The following is a 20,849-nucleotide window of genomic DNA, read 5'->3' as shown; positions in this document are numbered from 1 at the left end:
CTTGTAAATGTTACACAAAAACCTAATTGAACCTAAAAGCATCGCTGTTATTGGTGCATCCAATAACATCCATACCCCTGGAGGTAATGCTCTTAAAAATTTAATAGATCATCAATTTAAAGGAACGCTAATAGCTGTAAACCCAAAGGAAACAGAAGTTCAAGGGGTTAAATGTTATCAAAACGTAACTGAAATTCCACAGATAGATTTAGCCATTATTGCAATTGCCGCTAAATTTACTTTACAAACTATTCAGGTGTTAACACAACAAAAAAATACTAGAGGATTTATTATATTTTCAGCAGGTTTTAGTGAAAAAGATGCAGAAGGAAAATTATTAGAAGAAGCAATTGTAAATGAAATAAATGCTGTTGGCGGAAGTTTACTTGGCCCAAATAATATTGGTTTAATTAATCAAAATTACGCTGGAGTTTTTACCACTCCAATTCCTAAACTAGATAAAAAAGGAGTTGATTTCATATCAGGATCTGGTGCTACTGCTGTTTTTATTATTGAAGCTGCTATGGCTAGTGGCTTAACTTTTTCAAGTGTATATTCCGTAGGAAATTCTGCTCAAATTGGTGTAGAAGAAGTATTAGAACATTTAGATGTAACTTTTGATGAAACCAAAAGTTCAAAAGTTAAATTGTTATATATTGAGAGTATAGGCAATCCTAAAAAATTATTAAAACACGCAAGCTCTTTAATTAAAAAAGGATGTAAAATAGCCGCAATTAAAGCAGGTAGCTCTTCTGCAGGAAGCCGAGCTGCAAGTTCTCATACAGGTGCTTTAGCAAATTCTGATATTGCTGTAGATGCTTTATTTAAAAAAGCTGGAATTGTACGATGCCACGGTAGAAATGAACTAATTACAGTTGCTTCTATTTTTATGCTACCACAATTAAAAGGAAAAAATATTGCTATTATTACCCATGCCGGCGGACCAGCAGTTATGCTTACCGATGCATTATCTAAAAACGGATTAAATGTCCCTGAAATTAAAAACAAAAAAAGTAAAGAATTACTTGAAAAATTATTTTTAGGCTCTTCCGTTTCAAATCCTATTGATTTTTTAGCAACTGGTACTGCTGAACAATTAGAAACTATTATAGATTATTGCGAAAATGAGTTTTCTAAAATAGATGCTATGGTAGTAATTTTTGGTAGCCCAGGTTTATTTGAAGTGTATGACGTGTATGATATTTTATCTGAAAAAATGAAAACCTGCAAAAAGCCAATTTTTCCAGTATTACCATCCGTTGTAAATGTTAAAAAAGAAATTGATTATTTTGTTGAAAAAGGAAATGTAATGTTCCCTGATGAAGTAATTTTTGGAAATGCGTTAGCAAAAACTCGTATTACTAATTTAACTAATAAAGATACTCAACCACTAAATAGTAGTAATCAAAAAGAAATAAGAAATCTTATTGCTTCAGCAACTAACGGTTACTTAACGCCAAAACAGGTAAAACAATTATTAGAATTATCGAAAATACCAGTAGTTTCAGAATATATTTGTTCCTCTGTTAAAGAATGTAAAAATGCTGTAGAAAAAACAGATTTTCCTATAGTTATGAAAATTGTTGGGCCAATTCATAAATCGGATGTTGGTGGCATAATTTTAAATATTGATTCCTTTGAAAAATTAAGTACTTCTTTCGATAAAATAATGAAAATTGAAGGCGCAAAAGGTGTTTTAATTCAACCGATGAAAAAAGGAACCGAACTATTTATTGGAGCAAAAAAAGAAGGTGATTTTGGACATTTGGTTTTATGTGGTTTAGGTGGAATTTACATTGAAGTATTAAAAGATGTTACTGCAGCATTAGCTCCTGTTTCAATAAATGAAGCAGAAGATATGATTCACAATTTAAAATCATATAAAATAATTCAAGGTGTTAGAAATCAGAAAGGAATTAACGAAAATTTATTTGCAGAAATTATTACAAAAATTTCCAATTTAGTTACAATTGCTCCTGAAATTATGGAATTAGATTTAAATCCATTATTAGGAAATTCTGAAGAAATTATTGCTGTTGATGCTAGAATAAGAATTGAAAAAACTAACTAATAAAATTAATTTCTCCTTTATTGGTAGCGCTCATGCTTCCAATTAAAAACATGGTTTGTTTTGGGTGAATTTTAAAAGAAACTTTTTCGTTTTTTAGTTTTTCAAAATGTTCAATTATTTGAGCATTTGAACAAATATCATTGTCAAAAACTAAAGTATCAATATGATCCCTTTTAATTCTTTCTTTTATTTCCTCAAACTGATTTAACAAGTTTTCTGAAACAACTAAGGTTTTGTTATTAAAATAGTTTTCTATTTTTCTATTTTTCCCAAAATATAAAACGGCTTCAATTTGTTTTGCCTTTTCAGATGGTAATTTAAATTTAAAATACTTAAGCAAAAACCAGAGTTCAATACCAAAACTCATAAAAAAATCATACACTTTATTTAGTTTAAAGTGTTTTTTATAAAATATTTTCATTGCCTTATGAAAATACTTTAGGTATTGTATATCTTTCTTCGTGCTTTCGCCTTTGTAATGAATTACGGAAGTTTCAGAAAAATAATAATTTTGATATCCTTTTATTAATATTTTATAACTCAAATCAATATCTTCTCCATACATAAAATAATCTTCATCAAAACCTTTTACTTCATTAAAAACAGATTTTTTTATAAACATAAAAGCACCAACTAAAACATCCACAATACCATTTTCATTTTCTGCTAAATGTGTAGCATAATATTTCCCAGTTCGCTTACTAGAAATTGCAAATAGTTTATTAAAAGAAACTTGAGGCGTAGGAATTCCTCGTTTACTTTCAGGTAAAAATTTACCAGCTCCATCAATTAGTTTTGCACCTAAAGCTCCAAAATTATTTTTTATTTTAGCAAAGGCAAAAATTTTATCTAGAGTATCTTCTGCTATAACAGTATCAGGATTTAAAATTAAGACATACTCTCCTTTAGCTATTGCAACTCCTTGATTATTAGCTTTAGAAAAACCAATATTTTTTTTGTTTTGAATAAGAGTTATTTCAGGATATTTTTCAGAAAGCAATTCGCAACTTTTATCTGTAGAATTGTTATCAACTACAATTATTTCAGCATTTAAATTAGTGGAAGAAGCCTTAACACTTAAAACACATTGTTCTAAAAAATAAGCTACATTATAATTTACAATAACTACAGAAATATCCATTAACTATAATGATTTTTCAAAAGGAATTCGGTTAGCAATACTTCTTCCTAATGTGATTTCATCCGCATATTCTAGTTCGTCTCCAACAGAAATGCCTCTGGCAATTGTAGAGGTTTTAACCTCTAAATTTTCTAATTGTTTAAAAATATAAAAATTGGTAGTATCCCCTTCAATAGTAGAACTTAATGCAAAAATAACTTCTTTAATAGTTCCTTCTTTTACCTTATTAATTAAGCTATCAATAGTTAAATTTTGGGGGCCAACACCTTCAATTGGTGATATTTTACCTCCTAAAACATGATACAATCCTTTATATTGCGCTGTATTTTCAATTGCCATTACATCTCGCACATCCTCAACAACACAAACTATTTCTTCATTTCTTGATGTATTTCTGCAAATTTCACAAATTTCCTGGTCAGAAATATTATGACATTTACCACATAATTTAATATCATCAACTAAATTATTTAAAGAGTTTGACAACCTATGTGTATGAGATTTTGGCTGTTTTAATAAATGTAAAACCAAACGTAATGCAGTTCTTTTTCCTATTCCTGGAAACTGAGCCATTTCATTTACTGCATTTTCTAAAAGTTTTGACGAAAAATTCATACAGCAAATGTAATATTATGAAACGATATTCTCAATAATTTTAGTTTCTTTGTTATTCCAAACACTTATAGCATTAAATGAAACCAATTTATATTCTTTTACTAATACTAACTTACTTCGGATTTTTATTGCTAATAGCCTATTTTACAGGAAAAAACGATAACAACGAAACTTTTTTTAAAGCTAATAAAAATTCGCCTTGGTATGTTGTTGCTTTTGGAATGATTGGAGCTTCGCTTTCTGGAGTTACGTTTATTTCTGTTCCTGGTTGGGTACAAAGCTCTCAATTTAGTTATATGCAAGTGGTAATTGGCTATTTGTTTGGTTATATGGTTATTGCATACATTTTAATTCCTATTTATTATCAATTAAAAGTTACTTCAATTTATGAATATTTAAAAATTAGATTTGGTAATTCAACACATAAAACTGGTGCATTTTTCTTTTTTGTATCTCGGGTTTTAGGAGCTTCCTTTCGATTATTTTTAGTTGCTTCGGTTTTGCAATATTTTATTTTCGATGCATGGAATGTTCCGTTTGAAATTACCGTAATATTATCTATTCTTTTAATTTGGATTTACACTTTTAAAGGAGGAATAAAAACTATTGTTTGGACAGATACTTTGCAAACTTTGTTTATGTTAGTTGCTGTTTTTGCTTCAATAAACATTATTCTTAATCAATTAAATTGGTCTGTAACCGATTTACTAGCTTCTACAGAATTTAAACATTACAGTAAAATTTGGTTTTTAGACGATTTTAACGATAAAAAATATGCAGTAAAATCTATTTTAGGAGGAATGTTTATTGCAATTGCTATGACAGGTTTAGACCAAGATATGATGCAAAAAAACTTAACCTGTAAAAACACAAAAGAAGCGCAATGGAATGTATTGTCATTAGGATTTATTCTAATTATTGTAAACTTTATATTTTTATCTCTAGGTGCTTTATTGTTTATTTATGCTCATAAATTTAACATTGCTATACCTATTGTAGATGGTAGTGTTAAAACCGATTTACTTTTTCCTGAAATTGCTTTACAAAGTAATTTAGGAATGGCAATAGCAGTTCTTTTTATTTTAGGACTTATCGCCGCTGCTTATTCTAGTGCTGATAGTGCTTTAACCTCATTAACAACATCGTATTGTATTGATTTTTTAGATATTGAAAGCAAACCAAAAAATAGACAAAAAGCCATTCGTAAAAAGGTGCATATCAGCATTTCTATAGTTTTAATTTTAGTAATAATCAGTTTTAAATATTTATTAAAAGATAATGTAATTAGTAGCTTATTGCAAGTTGCATCTTACACATACGGTCCTTTATTAGGAATTTTTGCTTTTGGAATTTTTACCAAAATACCTATTAAAGACAATTTAGTTTGGTTAGTTGCAATAGTATCCGTTGCTTTAACTTATTTAATTAATGCATATTCTATACAATTATTAAACGGTTATGTTTTTGGTTATGAATTATTAATAGTAAATGCAGGAATAACTTTTACCGGACTTTTATTACTTCAAAAATCTAAATAATAAAACCGTGTAAAAGACACTTCCTATAAAAGATTTTTTATTTTTGTTATATGGAACAAGACCTTAGTAATTATCGAAAAGTTTATAAAAAACGAGAACTTTCAAAAAAAGAAGTTTTGGAAAATCCGATGGAACTTTTTCAAAAATGGTTTTATGAAGTTGAGGAGTTTGGTGGAAATATAGAACCAAACGCAATGAATATTTCAACTATTGGATTAGATAGTTATCCTAAAAACAGAACAGTTTTACTTAAAAAATATACTTGGGAAGGGTTTATTTTTTACACCAATTATAATAGTGAAAAAGGAAAAGCAATTTTAAAAAATCCTAAAGTATGTTTATCTTTTTTTTGGAATAATTTAGAACGTCAAGTTATAATAAAAGGTAAAGCTGAAAAAATTGCTGAAAACTTATCGGATGGTTACTTTGAAACTCGACCTGATGGAAGTAAACTAAGTGCTTGGGCTTCCAACCAAAGTAAAATTGTACCTTCTCGCAAATATCTAGACGATAAATTAACTTTTTTTGAAAATAAATTTAAAAACAAAGAAATTCCTCGCCCTGAATTTTGGGGTGGATTTATTGTAAAACCAATAAGTATGGAATTTTGGCAAGGAAGACCTAACAGAATGCACGACAGAATAATTTATACATTACAAAAAAATTATGACTGGAAAATAGATAGATTAGCTCCTTGATTTCTTATATTTGAAAAGAAACCACAACACAACCTATGAAAAAACTTTACATTGTTAGGCATGCTAAATCTTCTTGGGAGTATGAAGGTATTAATGACATTGATAGGCCACTAAAAAAACGTGGTATAAACGATGCTTATTTAATTTCATCTGTATTACAAAAAAAAATTGAACGGCCAGATGTTTTTGTTTCAAGTTGCGCAAACCGAGCACTACACACAGCCATGATTTTTAGTTATTCTTTTAATTACCCTCTTGCAAATTTAAGAATCAGCAAATCGTTATACAGCTTTAGCGATGGTTATTTAATTAAAACCGTAAAAGCATTAGATGACAGTTTTGATTCAGCTATAATTTTTAGTCACGACCATGGTATTAGCGATTTTGTAAATAAATTTGGAAGTAAGCTATTAAATCATGTTCCTACTTGTGGTGTAATAGGAATAGAATTTGAAACTGAACATTGGAAAAACATAAAATCTGGTAAAACTTTTTTAACAGATTTTCCAAAAAATTACAAATAATATGAAAATTGAGAAACTTGCAGGTATTGATATTGGTTCTAACGCAATTAGACTACTTGTTGTAAATGTCATCACCGAAAATAATGCACCTGCTCCAGTTTTCAAAAAATCGGCAATAGTTCGAGTTCCAATTCGATTAGGAGAAGATGCTTTTTTAAAAGGTGAAATATCTGAAAACAATGCCATTCGAATGCAAAAAGCAATGCAAGCTTTTAGCTTATTAATGGATGTTCATGGCGTCAAAAAATATAAAGCATGTGCAACTTCGGCTATGCGAGAAGCTAATAATAGTGTAGAAATTGTAAAATCTGTTTTTAATTCTACAGGTATTGAAATTGATATTATTGACGGAAAGAAAGAAGCTGAAATTATTTTTTCAACAGATTTATCTACTATTATCGATGTTAAAAAATCGTATTTATATGTCGATGTTGGTGGAGGTAGTACTGAATTAACTGTATTTTCAAATGGAAAAATAATTAACTCTAAATCCTTTAAAATTGGAACAGTACGATTACTAAATAAAGAATCTAAACAATTCATTTGGAAAACTATGGAAAAATGGATTAAAGAAAACACACATCACCTAAGAAGCCTATCGGTAATTGGTTCTGGAGGAAATATAAATAAACTTTTTAAAATGTCTGAAAAACCAATAGGTAAGACATTAACTTTACACTATTTAGAAGCTCAATATGAATTTTTAAGTAGCATGAGTTATGAGGATAGAATTACTGTTTTAGGATTAAATCCTGACAGAGCTGATGTTATAATTCCGGCAACAAAAATTTATATTTCCGCAATGAAATGGAGTGATTCACATAAAATTCATGTACCAAAAATTGGTTTAGCAGATGGAATTATAAAAAATCTGTATTTTAATAAATTATAGTAAAGTAATTTAGTTTTGCTTAACAAATTCCTCAACCAATTTACCAACTAATTTTTCTGAGTTTTTTGCTACTTCTTGAACCTCTTCGTGTGAAACAGATTCTATTGTACCTTCCACTCCTAAATCTGTAATTACAGAAATACCAAAACAAGTCATTCCCATATGTTTTGCAGTTATTACTTCTGGGACTGTAGACATCCCAACAGCGTCCGCACCAAGTAATTTAACCATTTTATATTCTGCTGGAGTTTCAAATGTAGGTCCTTGTAAAGCCAAATAAATCCCTTTTTGAACTGGTATATTTAAGTCTTCAGCCACTAGTTCCATTTTTGCAATCATTTTTTTACTATAAGCTTCATGCATATCTACAAACCTTGGTCCAAATCTATCTTCATTTTTACCATGTAATGGATGTACTGGCATTAAATTTATATGATCTGTGATAATCATAATATCGCCAACAGAAAAATTAGAATTTACACCTCCAGAAGCATTAGAAACTATTAAATTTTCAACTCCTAAATATTTCATTACTCGCACCGGAAAAACTGTCTTTTCAATTGGCCAACCTTCATAAAAATGAAATCTCCCTTGCATTGCAAGCACCTTTTTTGTGCCTATTTTTCCAAATATTAATGCTCCTGAATGTCCTTGCACTGTAGATACCGGAAAATTTGGTATATCACTGTATGGTATTTTAACATCAATAGTTATTTTACTAACTAAATTTCCTAAACCTGTTCCTAAAATTATTCCAAAATCTGGACTTGTAATCCCTTTATTTTTTAAAAACTCAACGGTTTCTTGTACTTGATTCCACATATGTATTTATAAGATTATCAAAATCTGTTTTATGATTAATAAATGATGTTTTTATAGCAATGTAATAGACATTTGGCAATTTAGCAAAGATACGAACATAATCTTTTTCCGTAGTTAAAACTATCTTTTTATTTGAAGTTATCTTGCTAAATTCCTTTTTAATAATAGTAATATCCTGATTGGTAAAATGATGATGGTCATTAAATTTTAAATGTTTGCATTTTATATTCTTATTTTTCAAATAGTTTAGTAATGGTGTTGGATTTGCAATTCCGGTAACCAATAAAATTTCAGCGTCATCTATATCCTCCAAAGCTAAATTATTAACTCCTTTCAAAACAGAATCATAACTAATTGTGCTAAAAAAAATGGTTTGATTTGCTTCTGGATTTAATTTTTTACTGATTTCTAACTGCTGGTTTTCAGTTAATTTTTCAGGACATTTTGTTACTACAATTATTTGAGCTCTTTTTGCACCTGATGAAGATTCTCTTAAATTACCGCTAGGTAATAAATAATCCTCACTATATAAACTACCAAAAGAAGTTAATAAAATATTTAAACCTCCTTTAATTTTCCGATGCTGAAAAGCATCGTCTAACAATACAACTTTTGTTTTTGGTCTATTTATTAAAATTTGATTTACTCCATGAACTCTATCTGCATCTACGCAAACCGTAATATTTTTAAATTTTTGAAAATACTGATACGGTTCGTCTCCAATAGTTTCAGCATTTGAATTGTCATCGGCAATTACAAAACCTGTACTTTTTCGTTTATATCCTCTACTTAAAACCGCAACCTTATATTTTTCATTTAATAATCTAATCAGATATTCAATTTGAGGAGTTTTTCCTGTTCCACCAACACTTAAATTTCCAACCACAATAGTTGGAATATCAAATTCCGTTGATTTTAAAAAATTATTATCAAATAAATAATTTCTTAAACTTGTTATCCCTTTATACAAAAAGGAAAAAGGGAACGCTATTTTTCTTATAAAATTCACTGACTGCGAATTTACAAAACATATTATTAATTTTTATATAATTAGGTTAACTTTAAAAGCTGAATTATATTTGTGTACAAATCTAAATTTAGGATGAAAATAAAAGATATCACTAATTGCATTGAAGAAATAGCTCCTTTAAATTACGCAGAAGATTTTGATAATGTTGGCTTACTAATTGGAAATTATTCTACTGAAGTTTCTGGTGTTTTGGTAACGCTAGATACTTTAGAAATCACCATAGATGAAGCTATTAAACATAAATGCAATTTAATTGTAAGTTTTCATCCAATTATATTTTCAGGCTTAAAAAAATTAAATGGTGAAAATTATGTAGAACGAGTAGTTTTAAAAGCAATTCAAAATAACATAGCTATTTATGCAATGCACACTGCTTTAGACAATTCGTTTCAAGGAGTAAATGCTAAAATTTGTGAAGTTTTAGGTTTAAAAAACAGAAAGATTTTAATTCCACAAAAAAACACCTTAAAAAAATTAATCACCTATGTGCCAACTAAAAATGTAGAAAAAGTTAGACAAGCAATGTTTAATGTTGGCGCTGGAAATATTGGAGATTATGACCAATGTAGTTATAATACCGAAGGTTATGGAACTTATAGAGGAAATGAAAACTCCAACCCAACATTAGGAGAAAAAGGTGTTTTACATACTGAAAATGAAGTTTTGGTTAGCGTTATTTTTGAAAAACACAAACAAGCAAACATTATTCAAGCACTTTTACAAGCTCATCCTTATGAAGAAGTAGCCTACGATATTATTTTATTAGAAAATATAAATAAAGAAATAGGTATTGGAATGGTTGGTGAATTTGAAAAACCTAAAAGTGAAACTGATTTTTTACAATTTGTAAAAAACACCATGCAAACAAAATGCATTCGTCACTCCAAGTTGCTAGGAAAACCAATTAAAAAAGTAGCTGTGTTAGGAGGCTCAGGCAGTTTTGCAATTAACCAAGCAATTCGTGCAAAAGCAGATGCTTATATAACCTCTGATGTTAAATACCACGAGTTTTATAAAGCTGAAAACAAGTTAATTATTGCAGATATAGGACATTATGAAAGTGAACAATTCACAAAAAATCTTTTAGTTGATATTCTTACAAAAAAATTTCCTAATTTTGCAATCGTTTTATCAAATAAAAACACCAATCCAATTTATTACTTATAATATGGCTAAAAAGAAAGAAGTTACCGTTGAAGAAAAATTAAGAGCACTTTACGATTTACAATTAATTGACTCGCGTGTAGATGAAATTAAAAATGTTAGAGGTGAATTACCTTTAGAAATTGATGATTTAGAAGATGAAATAGTTGGTTTAAACAAAAGACTATCTAATTTAGATACAGATGTAGAGAATTTAAATAACGACATAGCTGCAAAAAAATTAGGGATTGAAGAAGCTAAAGCATTAATTAAAAAATATAACGAACAACAAAAAAATGTTCGTAATAATAGAGAGTTTGATTCTATAAGTAAAGAAATAGAATATCAAGAACTTGAAGTTCAACTTGCTGAAAAAAGAATTAAAGAATTTAAAGCAAAAGTTGAACAAAAAAAAGAAGTAATTGTCACTACCAAAGAATTGATTTCTAAAAAAGAAGACCAGTTAAAACATAAATCTGCTGAATTAGAAGATATTATGAAAGATACGGTTAAAGAAGAAACTTTATTGCTTAAAAAATCTGAAGAATATGCTAATTTAATAGATGAAAAATTATTAAAAGCATATAATAGAATTAGAGAGAATGTTAGAAATGGTTTAGCTGTAGTTTCTATTGAAAGAGGTGCTTCTGGAGGTTCATTCTTTACAATTCCTCCACAAAGACAAGTTGAAATTGCAAGTAGAAAAAAAATAATTATTGACGAACATAGTGGTAGAATTTTAGTAGATGGTGCATTAGCTGAAGAAGAAAAAGAAAAAATAAATAAACTACTAAAGTAATATACAAATACATATTTAAAACAAAGGTTTCCAATTGGAAACCTTTGTTTTTTTTATAGCTTTTTATATATTATTATAAAATACAAGGAGTATTAAAAACCAAATAATTGGAACTGCTTCCACAAAAAAACTTGTGTAATACCGAGATTTTTTAGCTGTAGAATTCCATAAAAACAAAACAGTTACAATTGCTATTACAACATCAGATGAAACATCTTTTTCAAAATAGCTATTTTTAAATAAACTTATTAAAACAAATAACAACAATAGAACTGTTCCTAAAATTTTAGATTTTTGAACTCCTACTAATTGAGGAATTGTTTTTAATTCTTTGTCATCAAAATAAACATCTCTAATATCAAAAGGAATTGTATAAGCTATTAAAATTAATATACGTTGAAAAAATTCTAAATAAACATCATAATTAAAATGATATCCAGCTTCTAACAATGGAAATAAAACTGTAACTCCTGCCCAAGCTATTGCAATACTAAATATTTTAATTGCGGGAAAATTTCTGAAAGAGATGTGCAACTTTCCAATTTTAAATAATGGAATTGCGTAAAAAAAAGTAATAAAAGCAAATGGAATTACAACAAGTAAAGATTCAATATTAAATTCAGTAAAAAAAACGATGTAAATTGACATTAAAAAAGACAAAACAGAAATCCAAACTAGTTTAGTTTTATTTTCGAAAAACCAAGACTTAAACCAACCTAATCGTTTCGAATTTATTTCAAAATAACGTATAAAATTATAGGAAATAATAATAGAAAATCCAATAAGTAAAGGAACTAAATTTGAATTTACGTCAAACTTTAATAGTGTAACTTTTGCCATACAATATCCAGCTATAGCTACGTGTATATTACTAAAAATATAAAAATCAAATATTTTTTTTAAACCATTCATTACGCAAATGTAGTTTTTTGATTTTTATCTAAATATATTAATTTAATATAAGGTATATTAAGTGATAAAATTAGCATATGAATTAGTTAATTTTAATTAAATTTGTGTGCTTAAAATTAACTCACACAACTAATATAAATGAAAACAGATTCTTTTGTTTTGAGACATTTAGGACCGCAGGAAAATGAGGTTAAAGAAATGGTTAAAACTATAGGAGTAAACTCCTTAGACGAACTAATTGATAAAACAATTCCAACTGATATTCGCTTAAAAAATGAATTAAATTTACCAAAAGCTATCAGTGAATTTGAATATCTTAGAAAAATTCAATTATTATCCAATAAAAATAAATTATTTAAAAATTATATTGGTTTAGGATATCACCCAACCGTATTACCTAGTGTAATTCAACGTAATGTTTTAGAAAATCCAGGTTGGTATACCTCTTACACTCCTTACCAAGCTGAAATTTCTCAAGGCAGATTAGAAGCACTATTAAATTACCAAACAATTGTAAGTGATTTAACAGGATTACCTTTAGCTAATTCCTCTTTATTAGATGAGGGAACTGCTGTTGCAGAAGCTATGATTATGCTTTTTAATACTAGAAGCCGCAATCAAATAAAATCAGGAACCAGTAAATTTTTCGTTTCTGAAGAATTATTGCCACAAACCATAAGTATTTTAAAAACAAGATCCATTCCGCTTGGAATTGAATTAAGTATTGGCAATCATCAAAATTTCAATTTTTCGAATGATTTTTTTGGAGCAATAGTTCAATATCCTGGAAAAAGTGGTCAAATTTTTAATTACAATGACTTTGTAAACAAAGCCAATGCAAACGGAATTAGAGTTGCAGTTGCTGCTGATTTATTAAGTTTAGTACTATTAACACCTCCAGGTGAATGGGGAGCAGATGTTGTTGTAGGAACAACTCAACGATTTGGAATTCCAATGGGTTATGGAGGTCCACATGCAGGTTATTTTGCTGCAAAAGAAAGTTATAAACGTAACATTCCTGGAAGAATAATTGGAGTTTCAAAAGACAGAACTGGTAAGCGAGCTCTTAGAATGGCTTTACAAACGCGTGAGCAACATATTAAGAGGGAAAAAGCAACTTCTAATATATGTACCGCTCAAGTTTTATTGGCTGTAATGGCGGGAATGTATGGTGTTTATCACGGAGCTGAAGGTTTAAAATATATTGCTTCAAGTATTAATAATTTAGCAAATACTTTAAATGAAGGAATAAAAAAATTACAACTTGTTCAGCAAAACACTTTATTTTTTGATACTTTATCTGTAAAAGTTACCAATGATAATAAAGTAAAAGAAATTGCAGAAAAAAGAGAAATTAACTTTTTATATCCTGAAAAAAATGTAGTTAATATTTCTTTAAATGAAACTACTAGTTTAGAAGATGTTAATGAAATTCTTAAAATTTTAGCGGAAGCAGAAGGAAAATCAATAGTAAAATTTGATACAGTTATTGAAAATAAGATACCAGAAGATTTTAAAAGAACATCTAATTTTATGACTAATGAAGTTTTTGAAAAATACCATTCAGAAACTGAAATGATGCGTTATTTAAAAAAATTAGAACGTCAAGATTTATCACTAAATCACTCTATGATTTCACTTGGATCTTGTACTATGAAATTAAATGCCGCTACTGAAATGTTGCCTTTAAGTTGGCCAAATTGGGGAAATGTACATCCATTTGTTCCTTTAAACCAAGCTCAAGGTTATCAAGAAGTAATTGCAGATTTAGAAAAATCACTTAATGAAATTACTGGTTTTTATGCAACATCATTACAACCAAATTCAGGTGCTCAAGGAGAATATGCAGGTTTATCTGTAATTAGAGCCTATCACTTAGCAAACGGAGATAAACATCGAAATATTTGCTTAATTCCTTCTTCTGCACACGGAACAAATCCTGCATCAGCTGTTATGGCTGGTTTTAAAGTTGTAGTTACAAAATCTACAGAAGCTGGTAATATAGATGTAGATGATTTACGTGAAAAAGCTGAATTACATAAAGATAATTTAGGAGCGTTAATGGTTACTTATCCTTCTACTCATGGTGTTTTTGAAAGTTCTATTAAAGAAATTACTAAAATTATTCACACAAACGGTGGACAAGTTTATATGGATGGTGCAAATATGAACGCTCAAGTAGGATTAACAAATCCTGCAACTATTGGAGCTGATGTTTGCCATTTAAATTTACATAAAACATTTGCAATACCTCACGGTGGTGGAGGTCCTGGAGTTGGTCCAATTTGTGTAGCAAAACATTTAGCTCCTTTTTTACCTTCTAATCCAATAGTAAAAACAGGCGGTGAAAAAGCAATAAGTGCTATTTCATCTGCACCTTGGGGATCTGCTTTAGTGCTTTTAATCTCCTATGGATATATTAAAATGCTTGGAACCAAAGGACTTAAAGAAGCTACTAAATATGCTATTTTAAATGCTAATTATTTAAAAGCTAGATTAGAAAAACACTTTAAAATTTTATACGCAGGAGAAAATGGTTTTGCAGCACATGAAATGATTGTAGATTTTAGAGAATTTAAAGCTAAAGGAGCAGATGTTACTGATGTATCTAAACGATTAATGGATTATGGTTATCATGCTCCAACAGTTTCTTTTCCTGTTCATGACACTTTAATGATTGAACCTACTGAAAGTGAAAACAAAAAAGAGCTTGATCGTTTTTGTGATGCTTTAATTAGTATAAAAGGTGAAATTGATGCATTAGATAATGGTAATTTAAACACTGCATTAAAAAATGCACCTCATACTCAAGAAATGGTAACTTCTGATGAATGGAATTATCCTTATTCTAGAAAAGAAGCTGCTTTTCCGTTACCTTATTTAAATGAAAATAAATTTTGGCCAGCAGTTGCTAGAATTGATAATGCTTTTGGAGATAGAAATTTAATTTGCTCCTGCAACCCAATTGAAGATTACGTATAATACAATTAAATTTTAATAAAATTGAAAAGTCTCGAGAAATATCTCGAGACTTTTCTTTTCTATATAGGTGCTTAAATAAAAGTAATAATATTTGTCGTCCCCACAACTGTAGTATATTATTTAGCACTCTTATAATTACACCCAAAAGAAAACCAACAGTTTTAATAAATTAAAGATATCGTCGTCCCCACAACTGTAGTATAATCTTTAATGTGATATATTAAAACCATTAGAATTTTATATTTTTAAAATTATTATTTTTAAATGTTTAATTTTTAATAAACTCAGGATTTGTAATTACAAATTCTGTACGTCTATTTAGTTGATGTTCTTCTTCTATACATTTAACGCCATCAGAACATTTATTAACTAAATTTCTTTCTCCATACCCTTTAGCTGTAATCCTACTTGAATCTATTCCTTTTGAAACAATATATTCTACAGTAGATTCTGCCCTCTTTTCTGAAAGTTTTTCATTATATTTAAATGAACCACGTGAATCTGTATGTGAACCAACTTCTACTTTTAAAGTAGGATATTTTTTCATATAAGCCACTACCTTATCTAATTCAACGGCCGCATCTGGTCTGATATTATATTTATCAAAATCAAAATATATTGTATTAAGATTAATTAACTCTCTATTCATCTCTAAAACAACAGTTTGTACATCATCTTTTTTTGAAGAAGTTGTAATTGTTTTTAATACGGCAGGGTAAAAATAGTCCATTTTATTACTTGCAAAACTATATTTAGTATCACAATCTGCTACAAATAAATATTTTCCATCTTTATCTACAGTTACATCAGGAAGATCTTCCTCATTTTTTGTAATACTAACAACTGCATTAGGAATTGCAGCTTTTGTTTGTTTGTCTATAACAACAATATTTACATTTTGCTTGCAAATAACTGGAATTTCTTTAAAGAAATAAATATCATCATCTCCTTTTCCTTCACTTCTATTTGAAGAAAAATAACCTTTAAGAGTTTTATTATCAATTATAAATGCAAAATCATCTTTATCACTATTTATTTCTCCTCCTAAATTCACAGGACCTCCATAGGTTCCATCGTTATTAATGGCTGCTTTAAAAACATCTAGCATACCAAAACCTTCTCTTCCATCAGATGAAAAATATAATTCATTATTTCCAGAAACAAAAGGAAACATTTCACGTTCTGGAGTATTAATTTTTGGCCCTAAATTTACTGGAGTTCCATAAGTACCATCACTATTAATAGCAACTTTAAATATATCTGTTTTACCTAAAGTACCTGGCATATCAGATATAAAATATAGTGTTTTTCCATCATCACTAAGTGCTGGATGCCCAACAGAATAATTATCATTATTAAAAGGTAAAGGCTCTACATTAGTCCATTCATTATTTGGCCCAACAACTGCTTTAAAAAGTTTAATTCTATTAACCCCTAATGAATCTTTTTTATATCTCCCATTCTGAAAATTACTCCTTGAGAAGTAAACTGTTTTTTTATCTTTTGAAAAACAAACATCAGCTTCATGATAGCGAGTGTTTAATTTACTAGAAAATTTCTTAATATTAGAAATTTCACCATCTTTTTGAATATCTCCAATATATAAATCTAAATATGGTTGATTATTTGGTTTCCATACATTATTAATAATGAATTTTCTTTTTACTGGTTGTGAAAAAATTAATTTATCACTTCCATAAAAAGAAGTTCCAAAGTTTGAAAGTTCAGTATTTATTGACAAATTTTTAATTGAATATTGGTCTTCAGTCGTCTGAGCATTTAAAGAGATTATAAATCCTATTAAAAAAACTGCTATTGTGTAAATTTTTTTCATTGTTAAATTTTTTACTTAATAAGAGTTAAAAGAAACGTGGTGATAATCCTGATTTTGAATTGCTTATATTATACAAAAAGAACACTTCATGAGATCCAGAATTAAAATCTCCTAAATTAGTTAATGTATAATCATAAGCATAACCAATTTTAATATTTGGTGAAATCGCCAAATTAAATAACGCACTAACAGAGTCGTCTATTCTCCAAGATAAACCTAATTCAAATTTATTTTGAATTAATGCATTTCCTGAAATATCCATAGAAGGCGGAGCACCATTAACAGCTTTTAACATTATTGAAGGTTTTAGTTTTAAATTATCGGAAGGGCTAAATACAATTCCTGAAGTTAAAAAATAATGCACTTCTTCAACTGCTCTATAAACCACACCACCTTTCTTTTCAAAATGCAATGTTTTTAACATATTAGGTGCTGATAAACCGATATAAAATTTATTTGTATAATAAAATGCTCCAACTCCAAAATTTGGTGATGTTCTATTTAAATCAACATTAGTAAACAAATCATCCGGAACATTGTCTCCTAAATCTAATAAACTTAAATTTGCATTCATAAACGTAAATCCTCCTTTAAGACCAAATGCTAAATGAGATTTATCACTAACTTTTATTGTATAAGAAAAATCTGCATATGCATTTTGCTCTTTTACCGGACCTATTTTATCAGCTATCACTGAAAATCCAAATCCAACATTTTTGCTCATTGGTGCATTAATAGATGCTGTAAATGTTTTTGGAGCTCCATCAATACCAACCCACTGAGTTCTTCCTAATAAGCCAATACTTAGCGTACCTTGAGAACCTGCATAAGCTGGATTCAATATATTCATATTGTACATATATTGTGTATACTGGGCATCTTGTTGCCCATAAATTGTTACTACTGAAAACAATAATACACTTAATTTTAAAAGGGATTTTATACTTTTCATAATTGGATTTTTTGGTATGTAATAGCATAAATTATTTATGCTATTACATACTTTATTAAATTTATCTGTTTAAATACACGTATCCTGATCTTGGTTTTGCTCCATCTTTATTAAAATGAAGGACATAGAAATAGGTTCCTACTGGTTCTTGTCTACTCTTATTCAATGTTGTTCTAGATTGAGAATATCCATCCCACCATTTTGGCTCACTATCTGGATTTCCATTGTGAGTATAATCGTACACTTTATTACCCCATCTATTATAAATCTGTAATTGGAAATTAGGATATAAATTAACTAATCCATGTATATAGAATACATCGTGTATACCATCACCGTTTGGTGAAAAACCTTGTGGAATTATTAACTCTGCAGCTAATACTCCTGTTACAACTACAGTAACTGTTGCTGTATCACATAATCCATCATTATCACAAACTTGATAAACAAATGTGTCCTCTCCTATAAAATCGGTATTAGGTGTATAAGTTACAGTTCCATCTGCATTAACAACTACTGTTCCATCAAATGGGTCTTCTGTAATTACAACTGATTCTGGGTTAATATTACCATCTTCATCATAATCATTATCTAATACATTTATATCAATTGGAATATTTGCATCTGTTACGGCTTCATCATCAATTGCAAATGGAGATAAAGTAACTGTTACAGTAACTGTTGCTGTTTCCGTAGTTGTGGTTCCATCTGCATTTGTTACAGTTACAGTATATTCAAAAGTATCTTCTCCATAAAAACCTTCATTCGCTGTATACGTTACTGTTCCTCCTGAATTAATAACTACATTACCATTTGTAGGAGTAGTTACTGAAGTAATTTCAAGATTAGTATTTGAGTCAAAAGTATCATTCGCTAAAACATCTATTTCAATTGGATTTTGATCTGTAGTTTCTGCTGTATCATCTTGTGCATCCTGCACTGGATTTACTGTTACCGTAACAGTAGCTGTACCTGTTGTGGTACTTTCATCTGAATTAGTAACCGTAACTGTGTAATCAAAAGTATCTTCTCCATTAAAATCTGGATTTGGTATGTAAGTTACTGTTCCGTCTTCATTAATTACAACTGTTCCATTAGAAGGACTAGTAACTTCCGTAATTTGAACACTATCGTCAGATCCATAAGTATCATTCTCTAATACTGAAATCACAACTGAAGTATCTTCATCTGTACTAGTAGCATCATCAACTAAAGCTATATCCAAATCTATTATTGTACCTATTCCTTGATTATCTGAAATACTTGCAGAACCTGAACTTATTAGATTAGATAAATCCACCGTAAAGTTTTCAGTTGGCTCAATTACACTATTATCAATTGTTGTTACAGTCACTGTTTGAGTTGCTCCACTTACAGAACCTGCAGGAAATGTAACTACTCCGCTTTGAGTTGTATAATCATCTGGCGCAACCGCTGTTCCGTCATTAGTAGAAAAGTCAACTGTTAAGGCATCTTGAATATTACCTGTTAATGTTACTGTAAATACTACATCTGAACCCTCAACAACTACTGGTGCATCATTTATTGATACACTTGCAGAATCATCATCAGTAATATTTACTGTAGCAGTTGCATCAGCAGGAACTGTTGTAATAGTTGATGTGTTATCTGTATTTAACAATGTTAGTATAACACTCTCTGTTCCTTCAACAATATCATCATCAATAACATTCACTGGTATTGTGATACTGGTTGTATTTGCTGGAATTACTATTGAATTAGTAATAGTTTCATAATCTGTTCCATTTGTAGCTGTACCACTTACTGTGTAACTTACTGTTGTCGAAGTACTCATTGGATTTGTTAAGTTAATAGTAAACAATCCATTACTATCAGGTTCGCTTGCTTGTGTTGTTGCTACTATACTAACAACTGGAGCTTCAGTTGTATTTGTTATTGAACCATCTCCAACTAAATCAGTAGTTGTTATTGGAGTATCTATTGTTGTAATTTTTGCGTTTGATAAAACTACTTGATATAACTCAGTAGGTTCATAAATATTATCATTATTTAATGTTACTGGAACATTAACTGATGTTGAACCTGCCGGAATTGTATATGTTTGGTTAACAATTGCAACATAATCACCTGGAGCTACCGCTGTTCCATCTACAGTGTTTACTGTAAATGTAACGTCATAAATATATGTATTACTTAAAGTTACAGTAAAATTCGCTGTATTTCCTTCTGCTATATTTAACTGATCATCAATACTTATAGTAGGTAACTTAGGATTCACATGAACTGTAATAGTATATGAATCACCTGAACAACCTGCTTCTGAAGTTGGCGTAATAGTATAAACCACATCCTGAACAGATCCAGTCAAATTAGTTAACGTATCTGTAATACTTGATGATGAACTCATAACTGTTGTCTCTCCTACAATGTTAGTATTATCTGCTGCTTGCCAAGCGTAAGTAACATTAGACATATTTGTCGTCAATATTTCATTTAATGTATCTCCACTATCAATAGTTAATTCTTTATCACTTCCAACTGGTAAAGCGTTAACTTTAATTTCTTTTCCTGCAGATATTGAACTACAACCTGTTTCAGAGTTTTCAACCATATATGTTATTATTGCTGTTCCAGGAGCAACTGGTGTAACAACACCATTTGCATTTACAGTTGCTACATCTGTATTAGAAGAATACCAAGTAATTGTTCCTGTAGCTGTAGTTTCTAAATACAATTCTGAACCCATACATACAGAAGAGTCTCCCGTAATTTCAGGTGCGGATGGCGCTCCGGTTATCGTTAAGGTTACCGATGTTCTGCTTACACTTGAACATGTACCATTACTGTATTCTGCATAATATGTTGCACTGCCTACACTATTTAAAGTTGGAGTTGCTACTACACTACCTCCTGT

16 protein-coding genes are annotated in these 20,849 nt (G+C 29.2%); 8 read left to right on the top strand and 8 right to left on the bottom strand.

What is annotated here, in order from left to right; genetic code table 11:
- Positions 1–7: 7 nt before the first annotated feature.
- Positions 8–2,071, top strand: coding sequence for an acetate--CoA ligase family protein (locus R3342_RS05885; RefSeq protein WP_318938908.1), 2,064 nt, complete (start codon positions 8–10; stop codon positions 2,069–2,071).
- Here the strand turns inward: R3342_RS05885 and R3342_RS05880 are convergent.
- Positions 2,064–3,212, bottom strand: coding sequence for a glycosyltransferase family 2 protein (locus R3342_RS05880; RefSeq protein WP_318938906.1), 1,149 nt, complete (start codon positions 3,210–3,212; stop codon positions 2,064–2,066). The two genes, R3342_RS05885 and R3342_RS05880, sit on opposite strands and share 8 nt — an antisense overlap.
- 3 nt (positions 3,213–3,215) lie before the next feature.
- The gene (gene recR / locus R3342_RS05875) at positions 3,216–3,827 is read right to left on the bottom strand and encodes a recombination mediator RecR (protein ID WP_318938904.1); all 612 of its coding nucleotides are present in this window, start codon (positions 3,825–3,827) and stop codon (positions 3,216–3,218) included.
- A 77-nt stretch (positions 3,828–3,904) separates the two neighbouring features.
- Between recR and R3342_RS05870 the strand changes: the two genes are divergently transcribed.
- The 4 genes from R3342_RS05870 to R3342_RS05855 are packed head-to-tail and all read left to right on the top strand — an operon-like array spanning position 3,905 to position 7,479.
- Positions 3,905–5,365, top strand: coding sequence for a sodium:solute symporter (locus R3342_RS05870; RefSeq protein WP_318938903.1), 1,461 nt, complete (start codon positions 3,905–3,907; stop codon positions 5,363–5,365).
- Between the two features lie 50 nt (positions 5,366–5,415).
- The gene (gene pdxH / locus R3342_RS05865) at positions 5,416–6,063 is read left to right on the top strand and encodes a pyridoxamine 5'-phosphate oxidase (RefSeq protein ID WP_318938901.1); all 648 of its coding nucleotides are present in this window, start codon (positions 5,416–5,418) and stop codon (positions 6,061–6,063) included.
- Between the two features lie 35 nt (positions 6,064–6,098).
- The gene (locus tag R3342_RS05860; RefSeq protein ID WP_318938899.1) at positions 6,099–6,587 is read left to right on the top strand and encodes a SixA phosphatase family protein; all 489 of its coding nucleotides are present in this window, start codon (positions 6,099–6,101) and stop codon (positions 6,585–6,587) included.
- 1 nt (position 6,588) lies between these two features.
- Positions 6,589–7,479 carry an exopolyphosphatase gene (locus tag R3342_RS05855; protein WP_318938897.1) on the top strand — a complete coding sequence of 297 codons (891 nt, stop codon included), beginning with the start codon at positions 6,589–6,591 and terminating at the stop codon, positions 7,477–7,479.
- A 9-nt stretch (positions 7,480–7,488) separates the two neighbouring features.
- On the opposite strand, the gene R3342_RS05850 is transcribed toward R3342_RS05855, so the two are convergent.
- Both R3342_RS05850 and lpxK read right to left on the bottom strand, forming a co-directional pair.
- Entirely contained in the window at positions 7,489–8,301 is an 813-nt protein-coding gene (locus R3342_RS05850; protein ID WP_318938895.1) for a purine-nucleoside phosphorylase, read from the bottom strand.
- Positions 8,273–9,310, bottom strand: a complete 1,038-nt coding sequence (gene lpxK / locus R3342_RS05845; protein ID WP_318938893.1) for a tetraacyldisaccharide 4'-kinase — start codon at positions 9,308–9,310, stop codon at positions 8,273–8,275. Before lpxK ends, R3342_RS05850 begins: the two co-directional genes overlap by 29 nt.
- A 93-nt stretch (positions 9,311–9,403) precedes the next feature.
- On the opposite strand from lpxK, the gene R3342_RS05840 reads away from it, so the two are divergent.
- Together R3342_RS05840 and R3342_RS05835 are read left to right on the top strand one after the other, a co-directional pair.
- Positions 9,404–10,498 (top strand): Nif3-like dinuclear metal center hexameric protein, encoded by a 1,095-nt coding sequence (locus R3342_RS05840; RefSeq protein WP_318938892.1) that lies wholly within the window; start codon positions 9,404–9,406, stop codon positions 10,496–10,498.
- 1 nt (position 10,499) lies between these two features.
- Positions 10,500–11,273 (top strand): zinc ribbon domain-containing protein, encoded by a 774-nt coding sequence (locus R3342_RS05835; protein ID WP_318938891.1) that lies wholly within the window; start codon positions 10,500–10,502, stop codon positions 11,271–11,273.
- A 63-nt stretch (positions 11,274–11,336) separates the two neighbouring features.
- On the opposite strand, the gene R3342_RS05830 is transcribed toward R3342_RS05835, so the two are convergent.
- Entirely contained in the window at positions 11,337–12,185 is an 849-nt protein-coding gene (locus R3342_RS05830) for a hypothetical protein (protein WP_318938890.1), read from the bottom strand.
- A 138-nt stretch (positions 12,186–12,323) separates the two neighbouring features.
- Between R3342_RS05830 and gcvP the strand changes: the two genes are divergently transcribed.
- Positions 12,324–15,167, top strand: coding sequence for an aminomethyl-transferring glycine dehydrogenase (gene gcvP, locus R3342_RS05825; protein WP_318938889.1), 2,844 nt, complete (start codon positions 12,324–12,326; stop codon positions 15,165–15,167).
- A gap of 268 nt (positions 15,168–15,435) precedes the next feature.
- On the opposite strand, the gene R3342_RS05820 is transcribed toward gcvP, so the two are convergent.
- The 3 genes from R3342_RS05820 to R3342_RS05810 form a co-directional block, all read right to left on the bottom strand.
- Positions 15,436–17,001 carry an OmpA family protein gene (locus R3342_RS05820; RefSeq protein WP_318938888.1) on the bottom strand — a complete coding sequence of 522 codons (1,566 nt, stop codon included), beginning with the start codon at positions 16,999–17,001 and terminating at the stop codon, positions 15,436–15,438.
- Positions 17,002–17,026: 25 nt separating this feature from the next.
- On the bottom strand, positions 17,027–17,953 hold the full coding sequence (locus R3342_RS05815; RefSeq protein ID WP_318938887.1) for a type IX secretion system membrane protein PorP/SprF: 927 nt from the start codon (positions 17,951–17,953) through the stop codon (positions 17,027–17,029).
- A 61-nt stretch (positions 17,954–18,014) separates the two neighbouring features.
- Positions 18,015–20,849 (bottom strand): Ig-like domain-containing protein (locus R3342_RS05810; RefSeq protein ID WP_318938884.1); only part of this gene is annotated, 2,835 nt, incomplete at its 5' end.

It is taken from the genome of Lutibacter sp., assembly GCF_033723435.1.
GTDB lineage: Bacteria > Bacteroidota > Bacteroidia > Flavobacteriales > Flavobacteriaceae > Lutibacter.
Note: the sequence above shows the minus strand (reverse complement) of the source record. Positions and strands in the feature narration are given on the sequence as shown.